This window comes from Rhizobium sp. SYY.PMSO (assembly GCF_046840415.1).
Taxonomy (GTDB): domain Bacteria; phylum Pseudomonadota; class Alphaproteobacteria; order Rhizobiales; family Rhizobiaceae; genus Rhizobium.
The window spans coordinates 591,020-617,044 of the sequence record NZ_CP177349.1 but is presented as its reverse complement, the minus strand read 5'-3'; the positions used below and the strand labels follow the sequence as shown (position 1 = coordinate 617,044).

Sequence of the window (26,025 nt, the reverse complement as noted above, 5' to 3'; positions counted from 1 at the left end):
GCGCGATTCCAGACGGGAAACCGCCACGGACCGCGCGTTGAATTATCTTACAGATTGCGTCCGAAATAGACGTTCACCTCGGCGATACGATCGCCGGCGAAGTGGATCAGTTCGACATTGCGAAAACTGCCGCCATCCATCTTCTCGGCGCGGTAGCTGACGATGACATCGTTGCCGTCAGCCACCAGATGCTCGATGTGAATGTCGCGAAAGACTTTCTCCTTCGGCCAGCAACGCTCGAAATATCGCTTCCGGTCGATATGGTCGTCACGCGGGCTGGAAAAGGTAAAATCCAGCGCCAGCATCGGCTCGACGAGGTCGGGGTGCTGCGCCACATAGGCGGCGAACAGGCGGCGGACCGTGTCGCAACGTGCATTTTCGAGGGAATTCATGATGTTTCTCCTCCTTTGCAAACGGACGATTTCGAGTACCCGGCAACAACTGATTTCAAAGCGCAATCGGTTTATAGTGCGAAACAGGCGAACCGCCAAGGCGCTTTGCGGGCTTGGCATCGGTGCCCGCGTGGTCCAAACTCCAGAATACCCCCATATCAGCAGGAAGCCATCGCAGTGTCCGAGGCTCATCATCACATCTTGGAAAAATTGCGCCGCCTGGCGGCCAAGGACAACCGCCCGGCAGCCGCGCCGAGCGGCACCGGCAGCTACTCGACGCTCTTCACCTTCGTCACGCGCGAGCGCGAACGCATTGCCGGCTCGGCCTTTTCACAGGTTTCGATCGTCGCGGTGCTGGAAGGCTCGAAGGAGATCGTCAGCATGGGACGGCAGCGGCATTTTACGGCCGGCACGGCGATCGTGCTGCCGGCCGGCTGGAGCGGCGATGTCGTGAACGACCCCGACCCGCAGACCGGCGTCTATCGGGCAATCTTCATTACCTTTCCCGAGGAACTGGTGCGGCGGGCCGCAAAAGCCTTTCCGCCGGCCCAAACCGCATCGCAGATCGACCTGCCGCTGGAGCCTTTGCTGGCCGCCGCCATCGAGCATGCCGGCGAAGGCATCGCTGCCGGCAACCTGCCCATTCCGCTCATCGAGCACAGGCTGCTGGAAATACTCATGGTGCTCGGCATGCGCGGCGCCCTTCCCGGCTCGCCGGAAACGACCGCCGAGGCGGTGCGCGCGCTGGTGCGCTGGCGGCCGGATCGCCCCTGGACGGCCGACCTCATCGCCGCCGAGCTCGGAACGAGCAACGCGACGCTGCGGCGCCGTCTGTCACGCGAGGGCGCTTCCCTGCGCGACGTGCTGGCGAGCGAGCGCGTGGCGCTGGCAACGGCGCTGCTCGCCGAGGACGGTTTGTCGCTGCGCGAGGCGGCCCTTGCAACCGGCTATCGCTCCCCCCGCCGCTTCGCCGACCGGCTCCGCAGCGCGTGAGCGCTTCCGGCCGGATTTTGAGCGTTTGGGTACGCGCCGCGCCGGACGAATTTGTTAGATCCTGCTCTCGAAAGCTCGCTGGAGCCATAATGTGAAAGGGCAACACCATGAAAACCATGCTCAATGTTCTGAACGCCTTCGTCATTGCAGCAGCCATCGCCACGCCGGCCCTATCGGCCGATCTCAAGGTGACGTTCGCAAAGAGCAACGGCCGGATGCTGCTGCCGGAAAACGCCTCCTGCATTTCGACATCGTCAGACAAGTCGGCGCCAGGACCCAACAAGAGCCTGGCCGTGTCGTGGTCGAAGGGGCCGAAGGGCACGCGTTCCTACGCGCTGACCATGGTCGATCCCGACGTTCCCGCGGATTTCTCGCTGTTCAACAAGGCCGACAAGCCGATCCCGAAGGATTTCAAGCGGATGGAATTCGTCCATTGGGTACTGGCCGACATCCCTGTGTCGCGCACCAGCCTTGCCGAAGGCACGGATGGAAACGCTCCTCCGCCCGGCGGCCTGCCGCTCGAACGCACCGCCTACGGACGCCGCGGCCAGAACGGTGCCGGCGGCGGCAACTTGAAGGACGGGCCGCATGGCGGCTATAAGGGCCCATGCCCACCCTGGAATGACGCGCGCGCTCACAGCTACCACGTCACCGTCTATGCGCTCGATGTCGAGCAGCTGAAGCTTCCCGACCTGTTCACCCGCGCCGACCTGCTCGCCGCCGCGAAGGGTCATATCCTGGCCTCGGGCAGCCGGGAGCTGTTTTACACATTGAATGCAAAGGCCGAGAAATGACCGAGACCAGATGGGATGCAGCCGCACCGGCCGAACCGGAAACCGCTCATTGGATGCGAAACCTGATCATCTGCCTCGTCGGCTCGTTTACGACCATCGTGGCGATGACGCTGCTACTTCCCTTCCTGCCGCTCTATGTCGAGGAACTCGGCGTCACCGACAAAGCGGCGATCGTGCAATGGTCCGGCATCGCCTACGGCGCCACCTTCTTTGCCGCCGCCTTCGTCGCGCCGCTCTGGGGGCGGCTCGGCGATATCTATGGCCGCAAGCTGATGCTGGTGCGCGCCAGCCTCGGCATGACGATCGCCATTTCGCTGATGGGCATGGCCGGCAATGTCTGGCAGCTGGTGGGGCTGCGCCTCTTCACCGGCCTTGCCGGCGGTTATGCGTCGGGATCGATGGTGCTGGTCGCAGCGCAGACGCCGAAGCATCGCTCGGCCTGGGCGCTGGGCACGCTGTCGGCCGGCATCATGGCAGGCAACCTCGTTGGACCGCTGATCGGCGGCGCGCTGCCGCCGATAATCGGCATCCGCGGCACTTTTCTGCTGGCTGGCGGCGTGATCTTCTTCACTTTCCTGGCAACGACCTTCCTGATCAAGGAAGAGAAATCCACGGCCCGGAAAAAGGCTGCGAAGGCAAGCGGCAGCTGGGCCTCCATTCCCGACAAGCGCCCCGTCATCGCCATGCTGTCGCTCGGCCTGCTGCTGATGCTGGCCAACATGTCGATCGAGCCGATCATCACCGTCTATGTCGCGCAATTCGTTACCGATGCGCAGGTGACGATGGTCTCCGGCGTCGTCATGGCCGCTGCGGCGCTCGGCAGCATCCTGTCTGCCTCATGGCTCGGCAAGCTCGCCGACCGCATCGGCCACTGGAGCGTCATCACGGCGGCCCTCGCGGTCGCCGCCCTGCTGCTCATCCCGCAGGCCTTCGTGACCTCGGCCTGGCAATTGATCGCGCTGCGCTTCCTGATGGGCGTGGCGCTCGGCGGTCTCCTGCCCTGCATCACCGCCGTCATCCGTCACAGCGTACCCGATGCGGCCACCGGCAGCATCCTCGGCCTTTCCATTTCGTCGCAATATGTCGGCCAGGTGGCAGGGCCGGTCATCGGCGGCTTCGTCGGCGGCCATATCGGCATGCGCGCGGTATTCCTTGGAACCTGCGTGCTGCTGGCGATCGGCGCCGTCTATTGCTGGTCGGTCAGCCCGAGGAAAGAAGCGGAATAGCGTGTCTCCCCTGCCTTCGAAAGAGGGCATTGCGGACCGGAATCGCGGCCTTATCGCCGCGATTCACTGAAGCTGTATTGAGTTCAAGCGTCCCTTTGATAATCTTTCGCCAGCGGCAGTTGTGGAGATATCTCTATGGCGCTTCCAAGCTTCGAAACCGCGCGACTTATGCTTGCGCCTCGCACTATGGCCGACATTGACGATTGCATCGCCATGGATCGCGACCCGGAGGTGACGCGCTTCATTCCCGGCCCATGGCAAGACGCCGCCGCGCATCGAGCCTTCCTGAGAGGGCGGATCGAAGCGGATTTCGGCGACGGGCTGGGATATTGGTCGATCCGCGCCAAGGAAAGTCCCAGGCAATTCCTCGGCTGGATATTGCTGATCCCGGCCGACGCCATCGGGCCCGGCATCGAGATTGGATGGCGGCTCAACAGGCTCGCCTGGGGTAAGGGCTATGCGACGGAGGCCGCAATGCCCGTTCTTGCACACGCCTTCCAGACACTGGAACTCGACCGTGTCATCGCCGATATCGCGCCTGGAAACGCCGCATCCATTCGCGTCGCGCAAAAGCTCGGCCTGGCGCCGTCGCGGCCGACCACATATCACGACGAGTCATTCGCCTCCTACAGCATGACGAGGTCTGCCTTCGAGGCTGACATCGCGAGGCAATGATCCATCGCCGGCGATGAATCGCCAAGGCTCATTCTTCGCCGGCGCTGCGCCCGTGGGCCCAGTTCATATAGAGCTCCAGAGCCTTGCGGGCGACCGGCCCTTCCTGGAATTCGCGATCGTCCAGCCGGCTGACGCTGACGACCTTGGAGTAGTTGCCGGTCGTGAAGATCTCGTCGGCGGCCATGAACTGCTCTACCGACAGGGTTTCCTCGCGAACGTCGAAGCCTTCCCGACGCAGCAGGCCGATGACGCGGGCGCGCGTGATGCCGGCCAGGAAGGTGCGGTTGGCGATCGGCGTATAGACGATGCCATCCTTGACCATGAAGACGTTGGAGGATGCTGTCTCGGCCACATTACCGTTCAAGTCGCGCACCAGCGCGTTGTTGAAGCCGCGGTTCCTGGCCTCCAGGATCATGCGGCCGCTGTTCGGATAGAGCGAGCCGGCCTTGGCGTCTGTCGTCGCCGTTTCCGGCGACGGACGGCGGAAGGGAGAGACGGTGAGCGTGACGCCGCCGGTGCCGCCGAGCGGCGCCTCGAACAGGCAGAGCGCAAAGCGCGTCGATTCCGTGTCGACGGCGACGACGCTGCCCGGCAAGCCATGCTCGCCCCAATACATCGGCTTGATGTAGATCGGCGTCTTGCCGTCGAATTTCCTGATGCCTTCCCAGGCCAGCGCCTCGATCTCTTCGGCTGTCTTGACCGGCTTCAATCCCATGGCGACGGCCGAACGATTGATGCGCTGACAATGCAGGTCCAGATCGGGCGCGATGCCGTCGAACCAGCGTGCGCCGTCGAACACGGTCGAGCCGAGCCACATGGCATGCGAGGTCGGCCCGATGAGCGGCGGGTTGCCGGGGAGCCATTCTCCTTCGACATAGGTCCAGGTGACGGTTCGGGGCGACGTGTCGACTGCCATGGTGGTTCCTCTCTTATGTGGCGAAGAGCAAATAACCGCGCAATCCCGGGGTCAAGCAGAAACTACACGTCAAAATCCATTTGCAACAAAGCGCCCGATACCGCATTCATAGCGCAATTTTCATGCGCCGAAACAACAGCTTGACGAATAGGTTCATCAAGAAAAATGATGAACGGACAGACCGCGGGAAAACAGCGAGAACTTCCATGAAAGCCATGTATTACGAGTCCTTCGAGGCGACGCCCGAAATACGCACGTTACCCGACCCGACACCGGCGGAGGACGGCGTCGTCATCGCCGTCGGGGCAACCGGGCTATGCCGCAGCGACTGGCACGGCTGGATGGGACATGACCCGGATATCAAGCTGCCGCATGTGCCGGGCCATGAGCTTGCCGGCAAGGTCGTCGCGACCGGTCGCGGCGTCGTCCGCTTCAAGGTCGGCGATCGCGTCACCGTTCCCTTCGTCTCCGGCTGCGGCCATTGCGCCGAATGCCATTCCGGCAACCAGCAGGTCTGCCCCAGCCAGTTCCAGCCGGGCTTCACCCATTGGGGCTCCTTTGCCGAGTATGTCGCCATCGACTATGCCGACACCAACCTCGTTCACCTGCCCGAAACGGTCGACGATGCGACGGCGGCGAGCCTCGGCTGCCGCTTCGCCACCTCCTTCCGCGCCGTTGCCGATCAGGCCAAGACGCGGCCCGGCGAATGGATCGCGGTGCATGGCTGCGGCGGCGTCGGACTGTCGGCGATCATGATCGCCAGCGCGCTTGGGGCCAACGCCATCGCCATCGACATCTCGGACGAAAAGCTGGCTTTTGCCCGCGAATGCGGCGCGGTGGCAACGATCAATGCGGGCAGCGTTGCCGACGTGGCGGAGGCGGTGCGCGAGATCACCAAGGGCGGCGCCCACGTTTCGATCGACGCGCTCGGCCACCCCGCGACCTGCTTCAACTCCATCAGGAACCTGCGTCGCCGCGGCCGGCATGTGCAGGTCGGCCTCATGCTCGGCGAGTATGCGACGCCGCAGATCCCGATGGCGCAGGTCATCGGCCATGAACTGGAAATCTACGGTAGCCACGGCATGCAGGCCTGGCGCTACGACGCCATGCTCGACATGCTCGCCGCCGGCAAGATCGCGCCGCAAAAGCTCATCGGCCGCAAGATAAGCCTGGAAGAAGCCGTTCCGGCGCTTATGTCTCTGGATAAGGCTGAGGGCACGGGCATCAGCGTCGTTACACGGTTTTGATATGTGCCGGTGCTAGAGCAATTCCAGGAAAAGCGCGTGGCGGTTTTCCATCCGGAAATGCGTCAGAACAAAAGGATAGAGGGCTTTCGCGATTCGAAAAAGGCGCAAAGGCTCTATGCGCAGCGAAGACAATGGCAATCTAGAAAGAGGATACGCCCATGGCATGGTCTGCCGGCCAATATGTAAAATTCGAGGATGAACGCACGCGTCCGGCGCGCGACCTGCTGGCGCAAGTGCCGCTGGAACGCGTCGAGCGAGCGATCGACCTCGGTTGCGGTCCCGGCAACTCGACCGAGCTGATCGTCGAACGATATGGCGCCGCCAGCGTCTCCGGCCTCGACAGCGACGACAACATGCTGGAGGCGGCACGCAAGCGCATGCCCGGCACGCAGTTCGTCAAGGCCGATCTTGCCGCATGGCGGCCGGAAGAGCCCGTAGACCTGCTTTTCGCCAACGCCGTGTTTCAGTGGCTGCCGGATCATCTCGATATCTTCGATCACCTGATGGACGGGCTGAAACCCGGCGGCGTGCTTGCCGTGCAGATGCCCGACAATCTGAACGAGCCGAGCCATCTGATGATGGAGGAAGCCGGTAAAAACGGCCCGTGGAGCGATGCCTTCGCCAAAAAGAGCGTGCGACGCAATCCCCTGCCCGCACCCTCGGTCTATTACAACAGACTGATCGGCAAATCGGCCCGCATCGATATCTGGCACACCAACTACAATCACGCGCTGGAAAATGCCGCAGCCATCGTCGAATGGGTGAAGGGCACGGGCCTGCGCCCCTATCTCGATCACGCCGGCGCCGAGCATCGCGATGCTTTCACCGCCGAATATCTGAAGCATATCGAGAAGGCCTATCCGCCGCTTGCCGATGGCAAGGTGCTGTTGCGCTTCCCGCGCCTCTTCCTGGTCGCGGTCAAGAAATAGACCGTTTGCCCGTCCCCCAATCCCGGCTGACGGCGGTGCGTCGATCCCATCGACAACCGGCGCCGGCCCGCGCTAGAACACCCTCAGCCAAAGCTGAAACAGCAATAGCTCCGAGGAGATAGTCCATGTCGTCCACAAGCCCCCTTAATGGCCGCCACAAGGAGACGCATTCATGACCACCCCCGACGTCGCACCCGCACCGCCGCTGACTTTCGTGATCTTCGGCGCAGCTGGCGACCTTACCCGGCGCCTGCTCATCCCGACGCTGATCAACATGACCCGCAGCGGGCTTGTGGGAGAGGATCTCCATATCCTCGGCATCGGCATCGAGACCGGTGGCGTCGACATGCTGCTGGAGCGGCTGGAAGCCTTTCTCAAGACCTCCGGCGACATGGACGATCCCGAGCGGCAGGCGGCTTGGCAGAGCCTGCGCAAGCGCATCAGCTACATCTCCGGCGATTTTACCCAGAACGGCGTCTACAAGGAGATTTCGGATTATCTCGGCCATGCGCCGAGCGCCAATGCGGCCTTCTATTTCGCCGTGCCGCCGCAATTCTTTGGCGACATCGCCGAAAAGCTCTCAGAAAACGGCTTGATGAACGAGGCAACCGGCGCCTTCCGCCGCATCGCCATCGAAAAACCGTTCGGCAACGACCTCGCCTCGGCGCAGGCCCTGAACGCGCGGCTGCTGAACCACGTAGCGGAAAGCCAGATCTATCGCATCGATCATTTCCTCGGCAAGGAAACCGTCCAGAACATCATGACGACGCGCTTCGCCAACATGATGATCGAGGCGCTGTGGAACAACAACTATATCGACCACGTCCAGATCACGGCGGCCGAGCTGGTCGATGTCGGCATGCGCGGCAAGTTCTACGATGCGACCGGCGCCTTGCGCGACATGGTGCCGAACCATCTCTTCCAGCTGCTGGCGATGGTGGCGATGGAACCGCCGAACAGCTTCGACGCGGAATCGATCCGCAACGAGAAGGGCAAGGTGCTGAAGGCCCTGCGGCTGTATTCGCCCGAGGAAGCGGCCAAGAACGGCGTGCGCGGCGCCTACACCGCCGGCCCGTTGGCCGGCCATGATCTGCCCGCCTACACGCAGACCGCCGATGTCGCCCCCGACAGCAACACCGAAACCTTCGTGGCGCTGAAGCTCTTCGTCGATACCTGGCGCTGGGCGGGCGTGCCCTTCTACCTGCGCACCGGCAAGGCGATGAAGGCCCGCGATACGGAAGTGGTCATCACCTTCCGGCAGGTGCCGTTCGCGCAGTTCCCGCGCCACGGCTCGCGCCCCGAGCTGCCGCCGAACAGGCTCATCATCCAGGTTCAGCCCGACGAGGGCCTGGACATGGAAATCTCGATCAAGTCGCCAGGGCTGGTGCTGAAAACCGCGCCGATTTCGCTCGACTTCCGCTATTCCGACAAGTTCGACATCGGCAGGCAGACCGGCTACGAGAGCCTGTTCTACGAACTCTTCGTCGGCGACCAGACGCTGTTCCAGCGTGCCGACGGCATCGAAGCCGGCTGGGCCGCCGTGCAGCCTTTCCTCGACCTCTGGGCGGAAGGCGGCAAGCCCGATCCTTATGCGCCGGGCAGCACAGGCCCTGTCAGCGCCGACAAGCTCATCGAACGCGACGGCCGCAAATGGCATCAGATCGACGGGAAGCGGAGCAGCAGAAAAATCTAGGGAATCATGCCGAAAAGCCTCGGCGGCCGTTCGTCCGCAATCGCGTAAAAACAAAAGATGGAGCGGACCGGCGATTCTGTGGAACGCGGAGCTGCCCCGGAAGCGAAAAGGGCCGGCATCCATCGATGCCGGCCACCCATCCGAAATGAAAAAGCCCCGCGAGATCGTCGCGGGGCTTTTTGCATCGAAGACGATACCGATCAGAGAAACTGGTGCAGGCCCGGAACGGAGTTGACAACCTGATCGACCACCTCGTCGCCGGCGTGCTGGCGGGCGGTTGAGATCGTTTCCTTGGCGAGCGAGGTGATTTCACCCATGCTGAGGCCGCTGCTCATCAGCTGCTGGCCGAGGGCCATGAGGCCGCCGCCACCGCCGACGGCGCTGAGCAGGCCGCCGAGCAGACCACCACCGCCGGTTTCCGCGCCGCTATACTGCGCAACGAGATCGGAAGCGCCGGGAATCGATTCGATCATCTTGGTGACGGGGCCATCCGGAGCCTCGCGCTGCAGAAAGCCCAGAATCATACCGACGGCCTTCTCTGCGAGATCAGGCGCGATGCCGGCCTTGGTTGCGATCTGATCAATAACTTCGTTCACTGTGGCCTCCTGCCTTTACGACGTTAACGTCAACGTAATCGAATGAAGCAACCGACACAAGCCGCGCCGGACGCGGTTACACTACCAGAAGCATAACCGTGACGCGAATGGTTGTCCCCGTTCAAGTCAGTTCTTATAACAGTGTCAGGACAGATCGATGAATGGCCCTGGCAGCTTCAAAGGCTGCTGTGCCGCCGCCCAGAGGGAGACGACACCATGCCGCAGCCGCAGCAGGATGAACAGATTTTTGTCGGCGCGAGCCGCAACCCGGACGAAAGCATCAACAAGGACGAATTCCTGACGCTGAAATTCGGCAACCGCCACGGCCTCGTCACCGGCGCCACGGGTACCGGCAAGACGGTGACGCTGCAAGTGCTGGCAGAAGGCTTTTCCAAGGCGGGCGTGCCGGTGTTCTGCGCCGACATCAAGGGCGACCTTTCCGGCATTGCCGCCAAGGGCGAGCCCAAGGATTTTCTGCTGAAACGCGCCGAGGAAATCGGCCTGTCGCCCTATGAGTTCGATCAGTTCCCGGTCATTTTCTGGGATCTTTATGGCGAAAAAGGCCATCGCGTGCGCACGACCATAGCCGATATGGGACCGCTGCTGCTCGCCCGGCTGATGGATGCTTCCGAAGCGCAGGAAGGCGTGCTCAACATCGCCTTCAAGATCGCCGACGAGAACGGTCTGGCGCTGCTCGATCTCAAGGACCTGCAGGCGCTCCTGAACTACATGGGCGAGAACGCCGGCGAGCTTTCCAGCAAATACGGCCTGATCTCGAAATCCTCCGTCGGCTCGATCCAGCGCGCAATGCTGGTGCTCGAGCAGCAGGGAGCGGAAAACTTCTTCGGCGAGCCTGCGCTGAAAATCTCCGATATCATGCGGGTCAGCAATGACGGCTACGGCCAGGTCTCGGTGCTTGCGGCCGACAAGCTGATGATGAACCCGCGCCTTTACGCCACCTTCCTGCTGTGGCTGCTCTCCGAACTGTTCGAGGAGCTTCCCGAAGTCGGCGATCCGGAGAAGCCGAAGCTGGTCTTCTTCTTCGACGAGGCGCACCTGCTCTTCAACGATGCGCCGAAGGTGCTGATCGAGCGCGTCGAGCAGGTCGTGCGCCTGATCCGCTCCAAGGGCGTCGGCGTCTATTTCGTCACACAGAATCCGCTCGACGTACCGGAAACGGTGCTGGCGCAGCTCGGCAACCGCGTGCAGCATGCGCTGCGCGCCTATACGCCGCGCGAGCAGAAGGCCGTACAGACGGCAGCCTCGACATTCCGGCCCAATCCCGCTTTCGATTGCGCCACCGTCATCACCACGCTCGGCACAGGCGAGGCGCTGGTGTCGATGCTGGAGGGCAAGGGCGCGCCTTCCGTCGTGGAGCGCACGCTGATCCGCCCGCCGTCCGGCCGTATTGGCCCGGTCAGCGATGCCGAACGTCAGGCCGTCATCAATGCCAGCCCGGTCGCCGGCGTCTACGACCAGACGATCGACCGCGAATCGGCCTACGAGATCCTGGCGGAGCGGGCGCGCAAGGCAGCCGCCCCGCAGAACGAGAGCACCGGCGATGGCTGGACGCTGCCCGGCTTCGGCGGCGACAGCAACAAGCCGGCCGGCCGCGGCCGCTCGGGCTATCAGCGCGAGACGATCATGGAAGCCGCGCTGAAGAGCGTGGCCCGCACGGTTGCCACGCAGGTCGGGCGTGCCCTGGTTCGCGGCATTCTGGGCAGCTTGAAGCGGTAGAAGATTATTCTTCCCTTGAGGAGCGAAGCTCGCGGGCGGGGTGATTTCCCGAAATCCCGGAATATCACTCCATCCGCCGCTTTCGTCGCGAGCCTCCCCGCCCGGAGGGCCGCAATCTTAGCGCACCGGCGCGACCAGCGAGAAGAATGCTCCTTGCGGATCGGTGGCCTGGACGATCCAGCTGCCGCCGGGGACTTCCATCGGGCCGTTGACGATGCTGCCGCCGCCTTCGGTAATGCGGGTGATGGCGGCATCGATCGCCGGGACATTGATGTAGAAATTCCAGGCCGGCACCGGCATTTCCGCCGGCTTGGTCATGATGCCGCCGAAGTCCCGGTCGCCGATCCTGAAGATCTTGTATTTGCCCATCGGCCCCATGTCGAAATCGGAGCTCAATTCCCAGCCGAACATCTCGCTGTAGAAATCGAACGCCTTCGGGCCGTCGCCGGCATAAAGCTCGTGCCAGCCGAAATAGCCCGGAGTGGCAGGGGCCGCCGGCTCCCAATCCTGACCCGGCAGCGGCGTGAAGAGGCAGAAGGCGGCGCCATAGGGATCGGAAACGACGGCGAACCTGCCGACACCCGGAATATCCGTCGGCTCGCGATAGATCTTTCCGCCCTTGGCAACGACGGCTTTCGCCATCTCATCGACATTGGCAATGCCGATATAGCCGGTCCAGCAGGGCGGCGTGCCCATGGCCTTTGCTTCTTCCGGCAATACCATCAGGCCGGCAACGGGGCCGGCGCCGGCGCTGAACAGCGTGTAGTCCATGCCGACCTCCGGCATGCCGGCATCCGCCGCGTCCCAACCGACGACCTTGGTATAGAAAGCTTGCGCCGCCTTCATGTCTGACGTCATCAGCTCGTACCAGACGAAATATCCCTTCTCGGCCATGGCATCTCTCTCCCTCTTGTGATGGTTGCAGGCACCCGTCTCGTGCCGGGACCGATACCGGCGCGTCCGCATCATGGCCGGCGAACGTGACGGCCGAACGATGGTCGACCGACCGATCCGTCCGCTTTCCGGCAAGCGGGCGCCAGATGTTAACTAGGTACGAAGCACGATATTTCGACCCCTGCCCTGCGACATGAATGCGGTGGCCCGAGGGGCCTCAATGGCAGCAGGACTGTGCCTTGGCCGTGTCCTCATATTCGTCATGGCGACGAACGAAGTTCATCGTGCCGCTTTCGTTGCGTCCTTTCGGAGCCCGATCGAGGATCATCAGCGTGCCGATCAGCTCTTCCGGACCGCGGGCGTAACTCGAATAGGTATGGAAGATATTGCCGGCATCGTCCTTGTAGAAGGCGCTGAGGCCAGGAAGCTCGTCATAGCCCTCGGCCGAATCCATCGGCGTGAAATTGTAGAAGACCGTCTCGCCCGCAAGCTGCTCCTTGGTGAAGGAGACGTGATAATCGAAATTGAAATCGTTCGCGAAGGACGACACCCAGGGAAAATCCCAGCCCATGCGCTTCTTGTAGGCCTCCACCTTTTCCAGCGGCGCCCGGGAAACGGCGACGAGCGTGACGTCGTGATGATTGAGATGCGGAAGCGTCCCGTCGAGATGATCGGCTAGGAACGAGCAGCCGGTGCACCCCGCATCCCAATCCGGGCCGAGCATAAAATGATAGACGATCAGCTGGCTGCGGCCATCGAAGAGATCCGCGAGCGTCTTCCTGCCGGCAGCCGTGTCGAAGACATAGTCTTTTTCGACCTTTACCCAAGGCAGCGCCAAGCGCTCCGCGTTGACGCGATCGCGAAGATGCGTTGCCTCCTTCTCCCTGGCGAGCAGCCGGCGGCGAGCCTCCAGCCATACGTCCCTCGAAACGACCTGGTTCATCGTCAGCGCCCTCCTCCGGCCTACCAACTACGAAAATCTTGACAAATACATTGATATCAATATTAATGAATCATGTCAAACGCAGTCGAAATTCCCTTTGAAACCACGCCGTTAGTGCGCGACACCTGCCTTTGCCTGTATGTGCAGCGGGCGGCACGCGCTCTGGCCCGCCGTTTTGACGACGCCTTGCGGCCGTTCGGGCTCACCAACGGTCAATTCTCTCTGATGATGTCCCTGAACAGGCCGGCGCCGGCCTCCATGGGATCGGTCACGGCGCTGCTGGCAATGGACCAGACGACGCTGACGGCGGCCTTGAAACCGCTGGAACGGCGGGGATGGGTCAACATCGTGCCCAACCCTCAGGATCGCCGCGCCCGCCTGCTGAGCCTCACACCATCCGGAAAGGCAGCGCTCGCCGCCGCCATTCCGATCTGGAAGGCCACTCACGCGGCCCTTGAGGAACGGCTGCCGGATGGTAATGGCGACCGCTTGCGCAGCGATCTGGCTAATCTACTCTGAACGATCGGTCCGACAACCGGGGGTCCGCGTCGAAATCCCGCCGTTCGAAGCCGATCCGGCGCCGCGGAAATTCGCACAGCGCCTGCACGCCGGCGCGCGACAGCCGGATGCGCCAGGTCTGGCGTTCGACCGGCTCCCGCGCCGAAAAGGCTCTTGCCGTGAGCAGTGCGATGTTCCGGCCTCCCTGAGGATCCCGGACGGATCGATAGAGAATGGCCTCGATGCCGCCGGCCCGCGCCGCCTCGGCAAGCGACTGGCAAGCCTCGTAATTCATCGGATCGGTCCAATGCTGCCGATCGCGGTCTAAGGGGGGCGTGGTCAGATCAATGACCGCCTTGGCGGCAATCGCCGCGGCAAATGCCGTATATTCCGCCGCATTGGCCGGCAGCGGCGTATCGGGGGAGTCGCGGAAGAAGAGCAGCCTGTAGAAGCTCATTTCCGCCAGAGCCGTCTCCACCTGCTCCGAGGCGTAGAAAACGCCGAGCGTGCGGCCCGCGCGGCGGAAACGGGACCCGTGGGGATAGATCGCGCCATAGCGAAAGGGCGTCGCCAGCAGATAGTCGAGGCCGGCGCATTCCGGCGGCAGCACGGGCTTGCTTTCTTCCAGCACGCTTTCGAGAAGAGCCTGTTCTTCCAAATTATCGACCAGCTTGAGCGTCGAAACCTGATGCTGCGATTCCACCAGCCGCCAATATTGGCCGGAAATGGCCCGCGCCTCAGATAAGAGCGCGGCGGGCGTCCAGATAGGCAAGGACATCTGTCAAACCGGAAATGGAGGTGATCTTGTCGACGGGCGCAGCGCCGAAGGCGAGATTGCCGTTGCGCAGCCATTGGCGCGCCACGGCCTCGTCGCCGCCGACGATGGCATCGAGCGAACGGAAGAGACGAACGAGAAGCACGGCCAGCTCGAACGGCTTGCTGTCGCGCTCCAGCAGATGGTCCTGCCGCTTCATGCGCGAGACGGTCGCCTCCGACACGCCGATGATGGCCGCGAGTATGCGGGCATTCAATCCGAGCCGGTCGGCGGCGTTGACAACGGCCTTGGTGATGACGAGTCCCTCACCGGGCTTTGCCCGATATATCGATTGAGCCTTTGACATAGCCACATCCTTTCCTAAGAAAACATATAGCAAATTTCTTGCAAAAGAAAAGGAGCGACAGGCAAAGCCTTCGCTCCTTTTCTCTTTTAGCTCCGCCTTTTCAGGCGGCGGATGCGGCTGCTTCAGACAACCGTTACCGGCACTTCGGTCGAGGTGCGCATGGCGTGGCTGTAGGGGCATACGATATGAGCGGCGGCGGCAAGCTTTTCAGCCTCGGCCTTGTCCATGCCGGGGACGTGGACCGCCAGAGAGACTTCGATGCCGAAGCCGCCGCCATCGGCGCGCGGACCAATGCCGACGGTCGCCGTGACCTTGGCATCTTCCGGAATCTTGACCTTCTGCTGGCCTGCGACAAATTTCAGAGCACCCAGGAAGCAGGCGGAATAGCCGGCAGCAAAGAGCTGCTCCGGATTGGTGCCGGTGGCGCCGTCGCCGCCGAGTTCCTTCGGCACGGTCAGCGTGACGTCGAGGACGCCATTTTCGGAAACTGCATGGCCGGCGCGGCCACCGGTGGCGGAAGCTTTGGTGGTGTAGAGAATAGGCATGTCATGTCTCCCTTCGATTTGGATGGTTATTTTATATAATACGATTTAATCGTGCGCAATATTTATTTTTTTGCAATTCGATTTTGCAAAGTGAATTGGTGAGAATGATCCAACAAGAAAATGCGAAAAAAGGAAAACGGCGGAGCGATAGTGACGGACGAAGCCAGGGGCGGGATGATACCGGATGCGGAAAAGGGGCTGGGAAAGCAGCTTTGCTTTGCTGTTTACAGTGCCACGCATGCCTTCAACCGCGCCTACACCGATCCTCGATCGCGTCGGCCTTACCTATCCGCGATATCTCGTCATGCTTGCCTTGTGGGAAAAGGGCTCGCTATCGGAAGCCCGACGCCATGATCTCCATCGCAGATGAAGGCCGGTCTTGCTTGCAACAAAAAAAGGGCGCCACCGGCGCCCTTTTTTTGCGATGATGCGATATCAGGCAGTGACCAGGATCGGCGCACGCTCCGGCACGCGATCGTAGAGATCGATGACGTCCTGGTTCAGCAGGCGGACGCAGCCGGAGGAAACGGCCTTGCCGATGGAGCGCCAGTCGGGATTGCCGTGCAGGCGATAGAGCGAATCCTGCTTGTCCTCGAAAATGTAGAGCGCGCGGGCGCCGAGCGGGTTCATCAGGCCCGGATCCATGCCGCCGTTGGCGATCGAGTATTTGGTGAGCTCCGGCTGGCGGGCGACCATTTCGTCCGGCGGATTCCAGCGCGGCCACTTCTTGCGCCACTGGATGATGCCGCGGCCCTGCCAGGCAAAACCTTCGCGGCCGACGCCGATGCCGTAGCGCATTGCGGTACCGCCCTGCTCGGTGACGTAAAGCATGCGCTGGGTCGTGTTGACGACCACGGAGCCGGGCGCCTCGCCTGTAGGGTCGATCACGCGCTGACGATAGAAACGCGGATCGATCTGCTTGTAGGGAACCGCCGGAATATGGAAGCCGCCATCGTCCATGGCCGCATAGATTACGGCGGGGTCCGGCTGCTCGCCGTCATAACTGGAAAACCAGCTGCGGAACGGCCTTGGCGAACCGGTATATTGTACCGGGCTGACGACGGGGCCGTTGTCGATGGTGGAAGCGCAGCTGGCGAGCGTCGAAACGGCACCGATACCAGCAAAAGCGAGAAAGCTACGTCGGGATAGGGATGAAGGAAGGCTCATGTCGACAGCATAGTTCCTTTTGAGGGGGAAGCGAGAACCAGAAGCACCTAAGCTGATTCGGCTCCCCGAGAGGTTTGCAAAGACAGGCGCAAAACTAAAGAGCGTAAACCACCCCGGCTATCGCACTTATGCAACATCACGAAAATTTGTGGTAAAATACCGCTACAAAACGACGATTTCCGTCTTATCGGGCACCCGGTTGTAGAGATCTATCACGTCCTGGTTGAGCATGCGCACGCAACCCGAGGACGCTGCCCTGCCGATCGACTGCCAATCCGGGGTGCCGTGAACGCGGTAAAGCGTGTCCCGGCCGTTCTGATAGATATAAAGCGCACGCGCCCCGAGCGGGTTCGTCGGCCCCGGGTTCATGCCGCCGCGCTCGGCCGAAATCGGTCGCATCTGCGGTTCGCGTGCGACCATTTCGGCAGGCGGCGTCCAGCGCGGCCACTTCTGCTTCCACTGGATCACGCCCCTGCCATGCCATGCATATCCGGCGGCGCCGAGGCCGACGCCGTAACGCATGGCCTTGCCGCCCGATTCGACGAAATAGAGATAATGGCTTCGCGTATCGACGACGATGGTGCCGGGACGCTCGTTGGTCTGATAATCCACCTCCTGGCGCAGGAAGCGCGGATCTATGCGCGTATAGGGAATGGCCGGCAGCGTGAAGTCGTCCTCGTTCCGCTGGGCATACATCGCCTGATGGACCGGGTTGAAGGTCGGCAGGCCATAGGTCTGATGGAATTGCGTGCGGAAGAGATCGCGCGCCTGCGGCACGGGTTGTATCGGCAGGCGCTTCACCTTTTGCGGATCGATGCCCTCCGGACGATAGAAGACCGGTGCGGTCTCCTGCACGAAACGATCCGGATCGGTCGCGCCGGTATCGGGAATGACGCTGCAGGCGGATAATGCCGCCAACGCGGCAGCGGCGAGCAGGTGACGGGAAACGGGCAGCAGATCGGGCATCATCGGAAACCAGTTGAAACATGTCGGATCGCCGCCATGATGACCGCCGCGGCTGGAGCGAGGCTGGCGTCCATGACGAACACGCCGACCGCGAAGATATTGCGCGGATTGGTCAAACTCCTGTTTTCCCCCGCGGAATCATGAGCTAGACCATTGCGGGACGGAGGATCGCATGAATATCGACAGTCTCGACCCGGGCATCTTCGACCAGACCGATCACAAGGCATGGCTGAAGCTGGTGGAACGGGCGCTGAAGGGCAAGGACTTCCAGGAAACGCTTGTGTCGCAGACGGATGACGGCATCGCCGTCCAGCCGCTCTACCCGCGCCGTCGCGATTGCGCGCCGCTTGCGCGGCGCCAGGCCGACGCGCCCTGGACGGCGACGCAACGCATGGACGATCCGGATATCGAACGGGCAATGGCGCAGCTCGGCGACGATCTCGCCAATGGCGCGAGCGGCATCTCGCTTGTCTCCGCCTGCTCCGGTTCGGCCTTCGGCACCGGCATGGATGCACCGCAACCGCTCCTCTCCAAGGCGCTGGCGGCCGCACCGAGCAGGATTGCGACACTGCGCCTCGACGGCTTTTCCTCGGGCGCCGCCAGAACGGTGGCAGCCTCCACTGCGGGCGATGGCGTCCAAAGATTGCATCTTGGCTTCGACGCCTTCTTGACAGCCGGAAATTTTGCCAACTTTGCATTAGATATTAAAGGCTTAATCGAATTTTGGCCGCATGGCACGATCGTCAATGCAGACGGTCGCGGGGTGCACAATGCCGGCGGGACCGAGGCGCAGGAGCTGGCGGTCATGGCCGCAAGCCTCGTCGGCCATTTGCGGTTGCTTGAAGACGCCAGCCTGCCGCTGAAAACAGCGCTTGCGGCAACGAGCCTGTGTCTTTCGGCGGATCAGAACCAGTTCACGACGATCGCCAAGATACGGGCGGCGCGGCTGATCTTTACCCGCATCGCGGAAGCGTGCGGCGTCTCCGATCCGCCGCCGGCGCATCTTTTTGTCGAGACGAGCTATCGCATGCTGACCCGCCTCGACCCCGAGACGAATATCCTGCGCAATACGATTGCGGTCTTTTCGGCCGGCGTCGGCGGCGCCGACGAGATTTCCGTCCTGCCGCACAGCCTGACGCACGGCATCCCCGACCCGCTGGCGCGGCGCCTGGCGCGCAATACACAGACGATTCTCATGGCCGAAAGCCATCTCGATCATGTCCTCGATCCCGCCGCAGGCGCGGGTGGCATCGAGGCACTGACCGATGCGCTGGCCGAACCGGCCTGGGAGATTTTCACCGGCATCGAAGGCAAGGGCGGATTGGCAAAGACGATCGCCAGCGGTGAGCTGGCGGCAATGGTTGCCGAAGCGCGCGCAAAGCGTGTCGCCAAGCCAATTGTGGGAACGACACTGTTTGCGATGAAAACGGAGCGGCCGGTGGTCGTCCTGGGGGCTTTGGGCCCGATCACGGGTGGCATGGGCTTGATGCCGGTGCGGCTGGACGAGGGAGTGGAGGCATGAGGATGAATGTCGCATTCGCGGAGGCTGCGCACCCCCCTCTGTCACTTCGCGACATCTCCCCCACAAGGGGGGAGATCGTTCCGAGCCTGGATTTAACCCCGTCAACGATCACAACCCGCACCGCCACAGATGAGGTGCTTGTTCGTGGTGGAAAGGCTCCACGAGCTTCCAATCTCCCCCCTTGTGGGGGAGATGTCGCAAAAGCGACAGAGGGGGGTACTGCACGTCCGGCGTCCAGGGAGGCTTCCGCTCCATGACCAAGATCCCAAACTTCGCCACCATCTCCTGGACCAGACCGCAAGCAACATCGCCAACGAGCGATACCGCGGCCTGGGAGACCCCCGAAGGCATCGCCGTCAAGCGTGCCTACAGCGAAGGCGACCTCACCGGTCTGAACTTCCTCGACACCTATCCCGGCGCGGCGCCTTTCGTGCGCGGCCCCTACCCGACGATGTATGTCCAGCAGCCCTGGACCATTCGCCAATATGCCGGTTTCTCGACGGCCGAGGAATCAAATGCCTTCTATCGCCGCAATCTGGCGGCCGGGCAGAAGGGGCTTTCCGTCGCCTTCGATCTCGCCACCCACCGCGGCTATGACAGCGATCATCCGCGCGTCGCGGGCGATGTCGGCATGGCAGGGGTGGCGATCGATTCCATTCTCGACATGCGCCAGCTTTTCGACGGCATCCCGCTCGACGAGATGAGCGTGTCGATGACCATGAACGGCGCGGTTCTGCCGATCATGGCGCTCTACATCGTCGCGGCGGAGGAACAGGGCGTCTCCGAGGACAAGCTTTCCGGCACGATCCAGAACGACATCCTCAAGGAGTTCATGGTTCGCAACACCTACATCTATCCGCCGCAGCCCTCGATGCGCATCGTTTCGGACATTTTCAGCTATACCAGCCAGCGGATGCCGAAGTTCAACTCCATCTCGATCTCCGGCTATCACATGCAGGAGGCCGGCGCGACGGCGGACCTGGAGCTCGCCTATACTATCGCCGACGGCATAGAATACGCGCGGGCCGGCGTCGCCGCCGGGCTCGATATCGACCGCTTCGCGCCCCGCCTCTCGTTCTTCTGGGCGGTCGGCATGAACTTCTTCATGGAGGTCGCCAAGATGCGCGCGGGGCGGCTGATCTGGGCCGCTCTGATGCAGAAGAACTTCGCGCCGAAGGACCAGAAGTCCCTCGCGCTCCGGACGCACAGCCAGACCTCCGGCTGGTCGCTGACCGCGCAAGACCCGATGAACAACATCATCCGCACCATGGTCGAGGCGATGGCCGCCACTCAGGGGCACACCCAATCGCTCCACACCAATTCCTTCGACGAAGCGCTGGCGCTGCCGACCGATCATTCCGCCCGCATCGCCCGCAACACGCAGATCCTGCTGCAGAAGGAATCGGGCACGACAGGCATCATCGACCCATGGGGCGGCTCGGCCTATGTCGAGCGGCTGACCCATGATCTCGCAACCCGCGCCCTTGCCCATATCGAGGAGGTCGAGGCGCTCGGCGGCATGGCGAAGGCGATCGAAAAAGGCATTCCGAAGCTCCGGATCGAGGAAGCAGCCGCACGCACGCAGGCGCGCATCGACAGCGGTCACCAGACCGTCGTCGGCATCAATTTCTCCAAGCCGGAAAAGGATATCGAGGTCGATGTCCTGAAGGTCGATAATTCCGAAGTGCGGGCGCGCCAGCTATCCAAGCTGCAGCAATTGAAGGGCACGCGCGAGACCGCAGCAGTGGAGAGCGCATTGGATGCGCTGACCGACGCCGCGCGAAACGGCACCGGCAATCTGCTCGATTTCGCCGTGAAGGCGGCCCGGGCAAGAGCAACCGTCGGCGAAATTTCGCTGGCGCTGGAAAAGGCCTACGGCCGTCACGTCGCCGAGATCAGGACCATTTCCGGCGTCTACCGCAAGGAAGTCGGCACCGAAGATCCGGCCTTCAATGCCGCGGTGGCCAAAGTGGAGGAGTTCCGCCGGGCACGCGGCGAGAAGCCGCGCATCCTGATCGCCAAGATGGGCCAGGATGGCCACGATCGCGGCCAGAAGGTCATCGCCACGGCCTTTGCCGATCTCGGCTTCGATGTCGTCGTCGGCGCCATGTTCCAGACCCCGGAGGAAGTGGCCGACGTCGCCGTGCGCGAGGGCGTGGACATCGTCGGCGCATCGTCGCTTGCCGCAGGCCATCTGACGCTGGTGCCGGAACTGAAGGCTGCGCTTGCGCGCCGCCATGCCGGCAATGTGCTGATCGCCGTCGGCGGCGTCATTCCGCCACAGGATTTCGCGGCGCTGGAGGCGGCGGGCGCCGATGCGATCTTCCCGCCCGGAACCGTGATCGCGGAAGCGGCGACGGCGCTGATCGAGCGGATGATGGCCTAGCGGCCGCTCTCTAGACGGCCACGCTCCTGAAGAACTCGATGCTCTGCTCGATCTCGCCCGGCAGAGCCGAGTTATGGCTTCCCGGCACCGTCGCCATCTCCATCTTCACGCCGGCGGATGTCGCCCGCTTCGACAATAGCGCCAGGCGCGCATCGAAATGCGCCTCCTCGGTGCCGTGAAACAGCTTGACCGGGCATTTGAAGCTGTGGGCATAGCAGAGCGGCGACCGCATCTGGAATTCGCGCGGGTTCTTGGTGTCGAAGCGGATATCCTGCGGATAGCGGCCGAAGAAGGCATAGGCATCCGGATTGCCCGATATCGGCGCAGCCGCACGGAACCGCTCGGTCGACATGGCCGCCAGCATGGCCAGCGTGCCGCCGATGCTGTGTCCCGCCAGGAACAGGCGATGCGGGTCGACGCCCGGCAGGTGGCGCAGCCGGTTGGAAGCGGCCAGCACATCGGCGACTTCGTCGTAAAAACCGGAGAAATTGCCCTTCTGACCGTTCTCGCCGCGCATGGATGGGATCATCACGACATAGCCGGCTTCGATATAAGGCTTCATCAGCTGCCAATGACCCTGGCCGATGGCGTTGCCGCCATGCAGGAAAAGCACGGCCGGCTTCGGCTTCGGCGCGCGCTTGTAGCGGGAGACCCAGGCGACGAGCTCCAGTTCGCCGCCGAGCCCGCTGCGATAGAAGAGCTGGTCAGCCGTCGAGGGCGTGACCAAGGGTTCGTAGATGTCGGGAGCCGGCCCCTTGTTCAAGAGGTCCGTCCGGAACCCATGGCGTTCCTTGGCATAGTCGCCCGCGAGCTGCGGCGGCGCATCGGCAGCCTTTTCATCGCTGCGGGCAATCTCGCCCTTGTTCACGGCCGGCTTGCTTCCGGGCGTGCTGTCATCGGCTGCCCTCACGATGTTCGGCGCGAAAAGCGTAACGGCGAGACCGGCAAGAACGCCGCGGCGATTGGGACGGAATACGTTATCGTCAGACATGGTCATGAGCTCTGTCCAAATATCCCGGCGCAGTTCAAATCTGCACGGGTCGAAAGGCAAGGCCAACTCACTTTGTAGTGAGGAATCGCCCTTGCCTATTCATCGACAGCGGGAGCCTTGGCGTCAATCAGCGCAATCAAACTTTCAAGCCGATCCGCCTCGTAAGGCGGTTTGTCGGGCCGCAGCCGCGCGATGCGGGGAAAGCGCATCGCCACGCCCGATTTGTGGCGCGTCGAGCGGTTGATCCCCTCGAAGGCCACTTCGAGCACGAAACCGAAATCGCGGTCGGCGCGCACGGCCCGCACAGGGCCGAAACGATCGACGGTATTGTTGCGCACGAACTTGTCGAGCACTTCCAGCTCCGCGTCGGTGAAGCCGAAATAGGCCTTGCCGACAGGCACGAGCTGCTCCCCCTCCGGCGTCGTCGCCCAGACGCCGAAGGTGAAATCGGAATAGTAGCTGGAGCGTTTTCCGTGGCCACGCTGCGCATACATCAGCACGGCATCGACATTGTAGGGATCGCGCTTCCACTTGAACCACGGACCTTTGGCCCGGCCGGCAAGATAGGCACTGTCGCGGCGCTTGAGCATCACGCCCTCGATCACCGGATCGGGCGGCGAGGAGCGCAGCCGGTCCAGCTCCTCCCAAGCCGAGAAATCGACGAGCGGCGAGAGATCGAAGCGGTCGTGCGGCGCGGCTTCGATGATCTCGGTCAGCCGCTCGCGCCGGTCGAGGAAGCCGCGGGCGCGCACGTCCTCCGCCCCATCGAAGAGAAGATCGTAGGCACGGATGAAAGCCGGGAACTCGTCCAGCATTTTTGACGTGACGGTCTTGCGGTTGAGGCGCTGCTGCAAATCGGAAAAGCTGCGCGTCGGGCTGTTGGAGCGCACGGTGCCGCCGACCAGCAATTCGCCGTCCATGACGCCTTCGAAGTTCATCGCATCGACGATATCGGGGAACGCACCGGAAATGTCGTCGCCGGAGCGCGAGTAGAGCTTGCTCGTATCGCCTGCGCGCGAAAGCTGGACACGAATGCCGTCCCATTTCCACTCGGCGGCGAAATCGCCGGGGTCGAGCCCGTCGAGATCGCCCGGCTCGACCGGATTGGCGAGCATGACGGAGTGGAAGATCGCCGGCGTCGCCAGTATCGGCCGATCGCCCTTGCCCTCAAGCCAGCGGAACAGGCTTTCGTAAGGCGGCTGCAACCCATGCCACAGCGTTTCGATTTCCGTCACGTCCTTGCCGCCAAGCTCGGCCAGCGCCTGCTTGGCGAGGCGAGCCGAGACGCCGATGCGCAGGGCGCCGGTCGCAAGCTTCAGGAAGGCGAACCGGCCCGACGTATCCAGCCGGTCGAGCAGATCGCGGACGAAGCTGCGCACCTCTGTCCTTCCCAGCGCGTTCATGCTGCGCACGACTTCGCCAAGCTTCGGCTGCTCGCCGGCGGGGCGCTCGATATCGCTCTCCTTGTCCCAGACCAGCGAGATCGTCTCCGCGAGGTCGCCGACGTAATCGTAGGAATAGCGGAAGAGCACTTCGTCCATGCGCTCGAGAACGAGTTCGCGCAACATGGCGGGCTTGACGTTGCGCACTTCGAGCGTGCCGGCGATGGCGGCCAGGCCATAGCCGCGATCGGGATCGGGCGTGTCGCGGAAATAGTCGGTCAGCAGCTTCAGCTTGCCGTTGCGGCTCGGCGTCAGCACCAGGCGGTCGAGGAGATCGGCGAAGGCTTTCATCTGAATACCTCCTTCTCCCCTCGGGGAGAAGGTGCCCGGCAGGCGGATGAGGAAGAGCAGAGGTGGTCCCGAGCACGACGCTTAGACTGCCGCTTTACAATATTATCGCGGAAATCCCCGTCATCCGACCCTTCGGGCCACCTTCTCCCCGCCGGGGAGAAGGAGAGACAAACCACGCTCCTCATCACTTAATCTCCCTCGTCTTCGTAGCCGATGAGATGGAGGGGCTTGGCGGCAATGCCCTGCAGCTCGCACCAGCGCACCAGCGCCTCCTCGCGGCCGTGCGTGACCCAGACTTCGCCCGGCTTGAGATCGGAAATCGTTCCGGTCAGCTCGGGCCAGTCGCAATGGTCCGATATGACCAGCGGCAGTTCGACGCCGAGCTGCTTGGCGCGCTGGCGCACCATCATCCAGCCGGAAGCGAAGGCCGGAAGCGGCTCGTGAAAGCGCCTTGCCCAGCGGTCCTGAAAAGCGGAGGGCGGCCCGACGACGACGGCGCCCTGAAAGATAGTCTGATCCTTGCTCTCGATGGTGGCCGGCCGCAGCTCGCCAAGCGCGATGCCTTGACTGACATAATAATTGCACAGCGTCTCCAGCGCGCCATGGATGTAGATCGGTTTGTCGTAGCCGGCATCGCGCAAGAGGCGAATGGCACGCTGCGCCTTGCCGAGTGCGTAGGCGCCGATCAGATGCGTTCGCTCGGGAAACTGGCGAAGCGAGGCCAGGAGCTTGCGCGTCTCGGCCATGGGATCGGGATGATGGAACACCGGCAGGCCGAACGTGGCCTCGGTGATGAAAACATCGCAGGGAACCGGCACATAGGCAGCACAGGTCGGGTCCGGCCGCCGCTTGTAATCGCCGGAAACGACGATGCGCAGCCCATCCTTCTCCACCGCGATCTGCGCCGAGCCGAGGACATGACCCGCAGGATGGAACTGCACCTTGACGCCGTTGATCGTCACCTCCTCGCCGAAGGCAACCGCCTGCTCCGAACCGGCAAAGTCATCGCCATAGCGGATACGCATGATGTCGAGCGTCTGGCGCGTGGCGAGCACATGGGCATGGCCGGAGCGGGCGTGGTCGGAATGGCCGTGCGTAACCAGCGCCCGCCCGACCGGCTGCACGGGGTCGATATGGAAGCCGCCGATCGGGCAAAACAGTCCCTCAGGCGCTGGATAAAGCAGTTGGTCCGGTCTCATGACTTATGAGGATAGCGCGATTTGCACGATTAGGTAGCGATGACAGCAGCTTTTTGAGTAAATCCGCACCCGGGTTGCCGATCGGGCAGGTCGAAGACGAGGACATCCTCGCTATGCGGTTTCGCCTTGGCGACGACAACGCCGTTCGGATCGACAATGGCGCTGCTGCCATAGCTGAACCAGCCATCGTCGTTGCTGCCGACCACATCGGATGCCATGACCCAGCATCCCGTATGCCTGGCGCAGATCTGCAGGCTCGAAATGCCCGGCCGATGCCACTTTTCCGCCTTGTGGGGCCGGAGCATCAGGTTGATGGGGTTGCAGATGAGGCCGGCTCCCTTGAGAGCCAGACGACGCGCCATGTAGGGATATCTGAGATCGCCGCAGATATTGATGCCGAAGCGCCAATGGCCCTCTTTCCAGACTGGGAAATCCCTGCCGGGCATGCAACCGCTTTCGAGTGGGTGCGCCTTGGCATAAACCCCGATGATCCGGCCGGACTTGGCGACGAGAGCGCTATTGTAGACCCCGTCATCCCTTCTCTCGAAGAAGCCGACGATGACAGTCGTTTTCCCCGCCGCGAAACGGGCGACAAGGGCGTTCAGATGCGGATCGTCCAAGGAAAGTGCGCGGCGTTCGGCGATGGCCTTACCGTAGCTATGCCCCTGCAGGTAACATTCCGGAAAAAGGGCAAGATCGATGCCCTGCGCTTCAGCCCAGGCAAGATCGCGCGCCAGCACCTCGGCCGCCTGTTCGACGGCGTCGAAAAGTGCCAGACGTTGAAAGGCAGCGATCCGCATGTGGCTGGGTTAACACGCGTGGCGAGTCGCCCCTAGCGCGAACTCATCGAGGCGTCGCATGT

At 62.7% G+C, this 26,025-nt stretch carries 25 protein-coding genes and 1 pseudogene; 12 read left to right on the top strand and 14 right to left on the bottom strand.

Features of this window, described 5'->3' with window-relative positions; genetic code table 11:
- Nucleotides 1-47 precede the first annotated feature (47 nt).
- Nucleotides 48-392 carry a nuclear transport factor 2 family protein gene (locus ACJJVH_RS03000; RefSeq protein WP_112796871.1) on the bottom strand — a complete coding sequence of 115 codons (345 nt, stop codon included), beginning with the start codon at nt 390-392 and terminating at the stop codon, nt 48-50.
- Between the two features lie 177 nt (nt 393-569).
- Here ACJJVH_RS03000 and ACJJVH_RS02995 point away from each other — a divergent pair, with 177 nt between their 5' ends.
- The 4 genes from ACJJVH_RS02995 to ACJJVH_RS02980 all read left to right on the top strand — a co-directional run bounded on the left by ACJJVH_RS02995 (nt 570) and on the right by ACJJVH_RS02980 (nt 4,080).
- Nucleotides 570-1,385, top strand: a complete 816-nt coding sequence (locus tag ACJJVH_RS02995) for a helix-turn-helix domain-containing protein (protein WP_112796869.1) — start codon at nt 570-572, stop codon at nt 1,383-1,385.
- Between the two features lie 107 nt (nt 1,386-1,492).
- Complete coding sequence (locus tag ACJJVH_RS02990) at nt 1,493-2,179, top strand: YbhB/YbcL family Raf kinase inhibitor-like protein (protein WP_412064716.1); 687 nt, start codon at nt 1,493-1,495, stop codon at nt 2,177-2,179.
- The gene (locus tag ACJJVH_RS02985; protein WP_112796865.1) at nt 2,176-3,405 is read left to right on the top strand and encodes an MFS transporter; all 1,230 of its coding nucleotides are present in this window, start codon (nt 2,176-2,178) and stop codon (nt 3,403-3,405) included. Before ACJJVH_RS02990 ends, ACJJVH_RS02985 begins: the two co-directional genes overlap by 4 nt.
- Before the next feature lie 135 nt (nt 3,406-3,540).
- Nucleotides 3,541-4,080: a GNAT family N-acetyltransferase gene (locus ACJJVH_RS02980; protein ID WP_412064715.1), complete on the top strand. Its 540-nt coding sequence runs from the start codon at nt 3,541-3,543 to the stop codon at nt 4,078-4,080.
- A gap of 28 nt (nt 4,081-4,108) precedes the next feature.
- Here the strand turns inward: ACJJVH_RS02980 and ACJJVH_RS02975 are convergent, their stop codons facing one another.
- Nucleotides 4,109-4,996, bottom strand: coding sequence for a branched-chain amino acid aminotransferase (locus ACJJVH_RS02975; RefSeq protein ID WP_412064714.1), 888 nt, complete (start codon nt 4,994-4,996; stop codon nt 4,109-4,111).
- 206 nt (nt 4,997-5,202) lie between these two features.
- Here ACJJVH_RS02975 and ACJJVH_RS02970 point away from each other — a divergent pair, with 206 nt between their 5' ends.
- The 3 genes from ACJJVH_RS02970 (at nt 5,203) to zwf (ending at nt 8,865) form a co-directional block, all read left to right on the top strand.
- Nucleotides 5,203-6,243: a zinc-dependent alcohol dehydrogenase family protein gene (locus tag ACJJVH_RS02970; protein ID WP_412064713.1), complete on the top strand. Its 1,041-nt coding sequence runs from the start codon at nt 5,203-5,205 to the stop codon at nt 6,241-6,243.
- Between the two features lie 158 nt (nt 6,244-6,401).
- Nucleotides 6,402-7,172: a trans-aconitate 2-methyltransferase gene (tam, locus tag ACJJVH_RS02965; protein ID WP_112796858.1), complete on the top strand. Its 771-nt coding sequence runs from the start codon at nt 6,402-6,404 to the stop codon at nt 7,170-7,172.
- A 172-nt stretch (nt 7,173-7,344) separates the two neighbouring features.
- Nucleotides 7,345-8,865, top strand: a complete 1,521-nt coding sequence (gene zwf, locus ACJJVH_RS02960; RefSeq protein ID WP_112796857.1) for a glucose-6-phosphate dehydrogenase — start codon at nt 7,345-7,347, stop codon at nt 8,863-8,865.
- Between the two features lie 200 nt (nt 8,866-9,065).
- On the opposite strand, the gene ACJJVH_RS02955 is transcribed toward zwf, so the two are convergent.
- On the bottom strand, nt 9,066-9,461 hold the full coding sequence (locus tag ACJJVH_RS02955) for a hypothetical protein (protein ID WP_112796856.1): 396 nt from the start codon (nt 9,459-9,461) through the stop codon (nt 9,066-9,068).
- 216 nt (nt 9,462-9,677) lie between these two features.
- Here ACJJVH_RS02955 and ACJJVH_RS02950 point away from each other — a divergent pair, with 216 nt between their 5' ends.
- Nucleotides 9,678-11,198 (top strand): helicase HerA-like C-terminal domain-containing protein, encoded by a 1,521-nt coding sequence (locus tag ACJJVH_RS02950; protein WP_412064712.1) that lies wholly within the window; start codon nt 9,678-9,680, stop codon nt 11,196-11,198.
- Nucleotides 11,199-11,315: 117 nt separating this feature from the next.
- Here the strand turns inward: ACJJVH_RS02950 and ACJJVH_RS02945 are convergent, their stop codons facing one another.
- Entirely contained in the window at nt 11,316-12,092 is a 777-nt protein-coding gene (locus ACJJVH_RS02945) for a VOC family protein (protein ID WP_112796854.1), read from the bottom strand.
- A 217-nt stretch (nt 12,093-12,309) separates the two neighbouring features.
- On the bottom strand, nt 12,310-13,035 hold the full coding sequence (locus ACJJVH_RS02940) for a DUF899 domain-containing protein (RefSeq protein WP_112796852.1): 726 nt from the start codon (nt 13,033-13,035) through the stop codon (nt 12,310-12,312).
- Nucleotides 13,036-13,107: 72 nt separating this feature from the next.
- On the opposite strand from ACJJVH_RS02940, the gene ACJJVH_RS02935 reads away from it, so the two are divergent.
- Nucleotides 13,108-13,554: a MarR family winged helix-turn-helix transcriptional regulator gene (locus ACJJVH_RS02935; protein ID WP_412064711.1), complete on the top strand. Its 447-nt coding sequence runs from the start codon at nt 13,108-13,110 to the stop codon at nt 13,552-13,554.
- Here the strand turns inward: ACJJVH_RS02935 and ACJJVH_RS02930 are convergent.
- From ACJJVH_RS02930 to ACJJVH_RS02920, 3 genes are all read right to left on the bottom strand, one after another.
- A complete protein-coding gene (locus ACJJVH_RS02930; RefSeq protein WP_412064710.1) occupies nt 13,541-14,311 on the bottom strand; it encodes an RES family NAD+ phosphorylase in 771 nt (256 codons plus the stop codon). The two genes, ACJJVH_RS02935 and ACJJVH_RS02930, sit on opposite strands and share 14 nt — an antisense overlap.
- A complete protein-coding gene (locus ACJJVH_RS02925) occupies nt 14,271-14,654 on the bottom strand; it encodes an antitoxin Xre/MbcA/ParS toxin-binding domain-containing protein (RefSeq protein ID WP_412064709.1) in 384 nt (127 codons plus the stop codon). Before ACJJVH_RS02925 ends, ACJJVH_RS02930 begins: the two co-directional genes overlap by 41 nt.
- 122 nt (nt 14,655-14,776) lie before the next feature.
- Nucleotides 14,777-15,199 carry an organic hydroperoxide resistance protein gene (locus tag ACJJVH_RS02920; protein ID WP_113370340.1) on the bottom strand — a complete coding sequence of 141 codons (423 nt, stop codon included), beginning with the start codon at nt 15,197-15,199 and terminating at the stop codon, nt 14,777-14,779.
- A gap of 174 nt (nt 15,200-15,373) precedes the next feature.
- Between ACJJVH_RS02920 and ACJJVH_RS02915 the strand changes: the two are divergent.
- Nucleotides 15,374-15,533, top strand: a pseudogene (locus ACJJVH_RS02915) (MarR family transcriptional regulator); the annotation flags it as partial.
- Nucleotides 15,534-15,634: 101 nt separating this feature from the next.
- On the opposite strand, the gene ACJJVH_RS02910 reads toward ACJJVH_RS02915, so the two are convergent.
- On the bottom strand, nt 15,635-16,366 hold the full coding sequence (locus tag ACJJVH_RS02910) for a L,D-transpeptidase (RefSeq protein WP_112796844.1): 732 nt from the start codon (nt 16,364-16,366) through the stop codon (nt 15,635-15,637).
- Between the two features lie 162 nt (nt 16,367-16,528).
- Nucleotides 16,529-17,332: a L,D-transpeptidase gene (locus tag ACJJVH_RS02905; RefSeq protein ID WP_412065122.1), complete on the bottom strand. Its 804-nt coding sequence runs from the start codon at nt 17,330-17,332 to the stop codon at nt 16,529-16,531.
- Between the two features lie 172 nt (nt 17,333-17,504).
- Between ACJJVH_RS02905 and ACJJVH_RS02900 the strand changes: the two genes are divergently transcribed.
- Both ACJJVH_RS02900 and scpA read left to right on the top strand, forming a co-directional pair.
- Nucleotides 17,505-18,854 (top strand): methylmalonyl-CoA mutase family protein, encoded by a 1,350-nt coding sequence (locus tag ACJJVH_RS02900; RefSeq protein WP_412064708.1) that lies wholly within the window; start codon nt 17,505-17,507, stop codon nt 18,852-18,854.
- A gap of 253 nt (nt 18,855-19,107) precedes the next feature.
- On the top strand, nt 19,108-21,240 hold the full coding sequence (scpA, locus tag ACJJVH_RS02895; RefSeq protein WP_412064707.1) for a methylmalonyl-CoA mutase: 2,133 nt from the start codon (nt 19,108-19,110) through the stop codon (nt 21,238-21,240).
- A 10-nt stretch (nt 21,241-21,250) separates the two neighbouring features.
- On the opposite strand, the gene ACJJVH_RS02890 is transcribed toward scpA, so the two are convergent.
- The 4 genes from ACJJVH_RS02890 to ACJJVH_RS02875 all read right to left on the bottom strand — a co-directional run bounded on the left by ACJJVH_RS02890 (nt 21,251) and on the right by ACJJVH_RS02875 (nt 25,963).
- On the bottom strand, nt 21,251-22,237 hold the full coding sequence (locus tag ACJJVH_RS02890; RefSeq protein WP_112796837.1) for an alpha/beta fold hydrolase: 987 nt from the start codon (nt 22,235-22,237) through the stop codon (nt 21,251-21,253).
- Nucleotides 22,238-22,326: 89 nt separating this feature from the next.
- Nucleotides 22,327-23,964, bottom strand: coding sequence for a cisplatin damage response ATP-dependent DNA ligase (locus ACJJVH_RS02885; RefSeq protein ID WP_412064706.1), 1,638 nt, complete (start codon nt 23,962-23,964; stop codon nt 22,327-22,329).
- Between the two features lie 188 nt (nt 23,965-24,152).
- Complete coding sequence (locus ACJJVH_RS02880) at nt 24,153-25,163, bottom strand: ligase-associated DNA damage response exonuclease (RefSeq protein ID WP_412064705.1); 1,011 nt, start codon at nt 25,161-25,163, stop codon at nt 24,153-24,155.
- Nucleotides 25,164-25,192: 29 nt separating this feature from the next.
- On the bottom strand, nt 25,193-25,963 hold the full coding sequence (locus tag ACJJVH_RS02875) for a carbon-nitrogen hydrolase family protein (protein ID WP_412064704.1): 771 nt from the start codon (nt 25,961-25,963) through the stop codon (nt 25,193-25,195).
- Nucleotides 25,964-26,025: the final 62 nt, after the last annotated feature.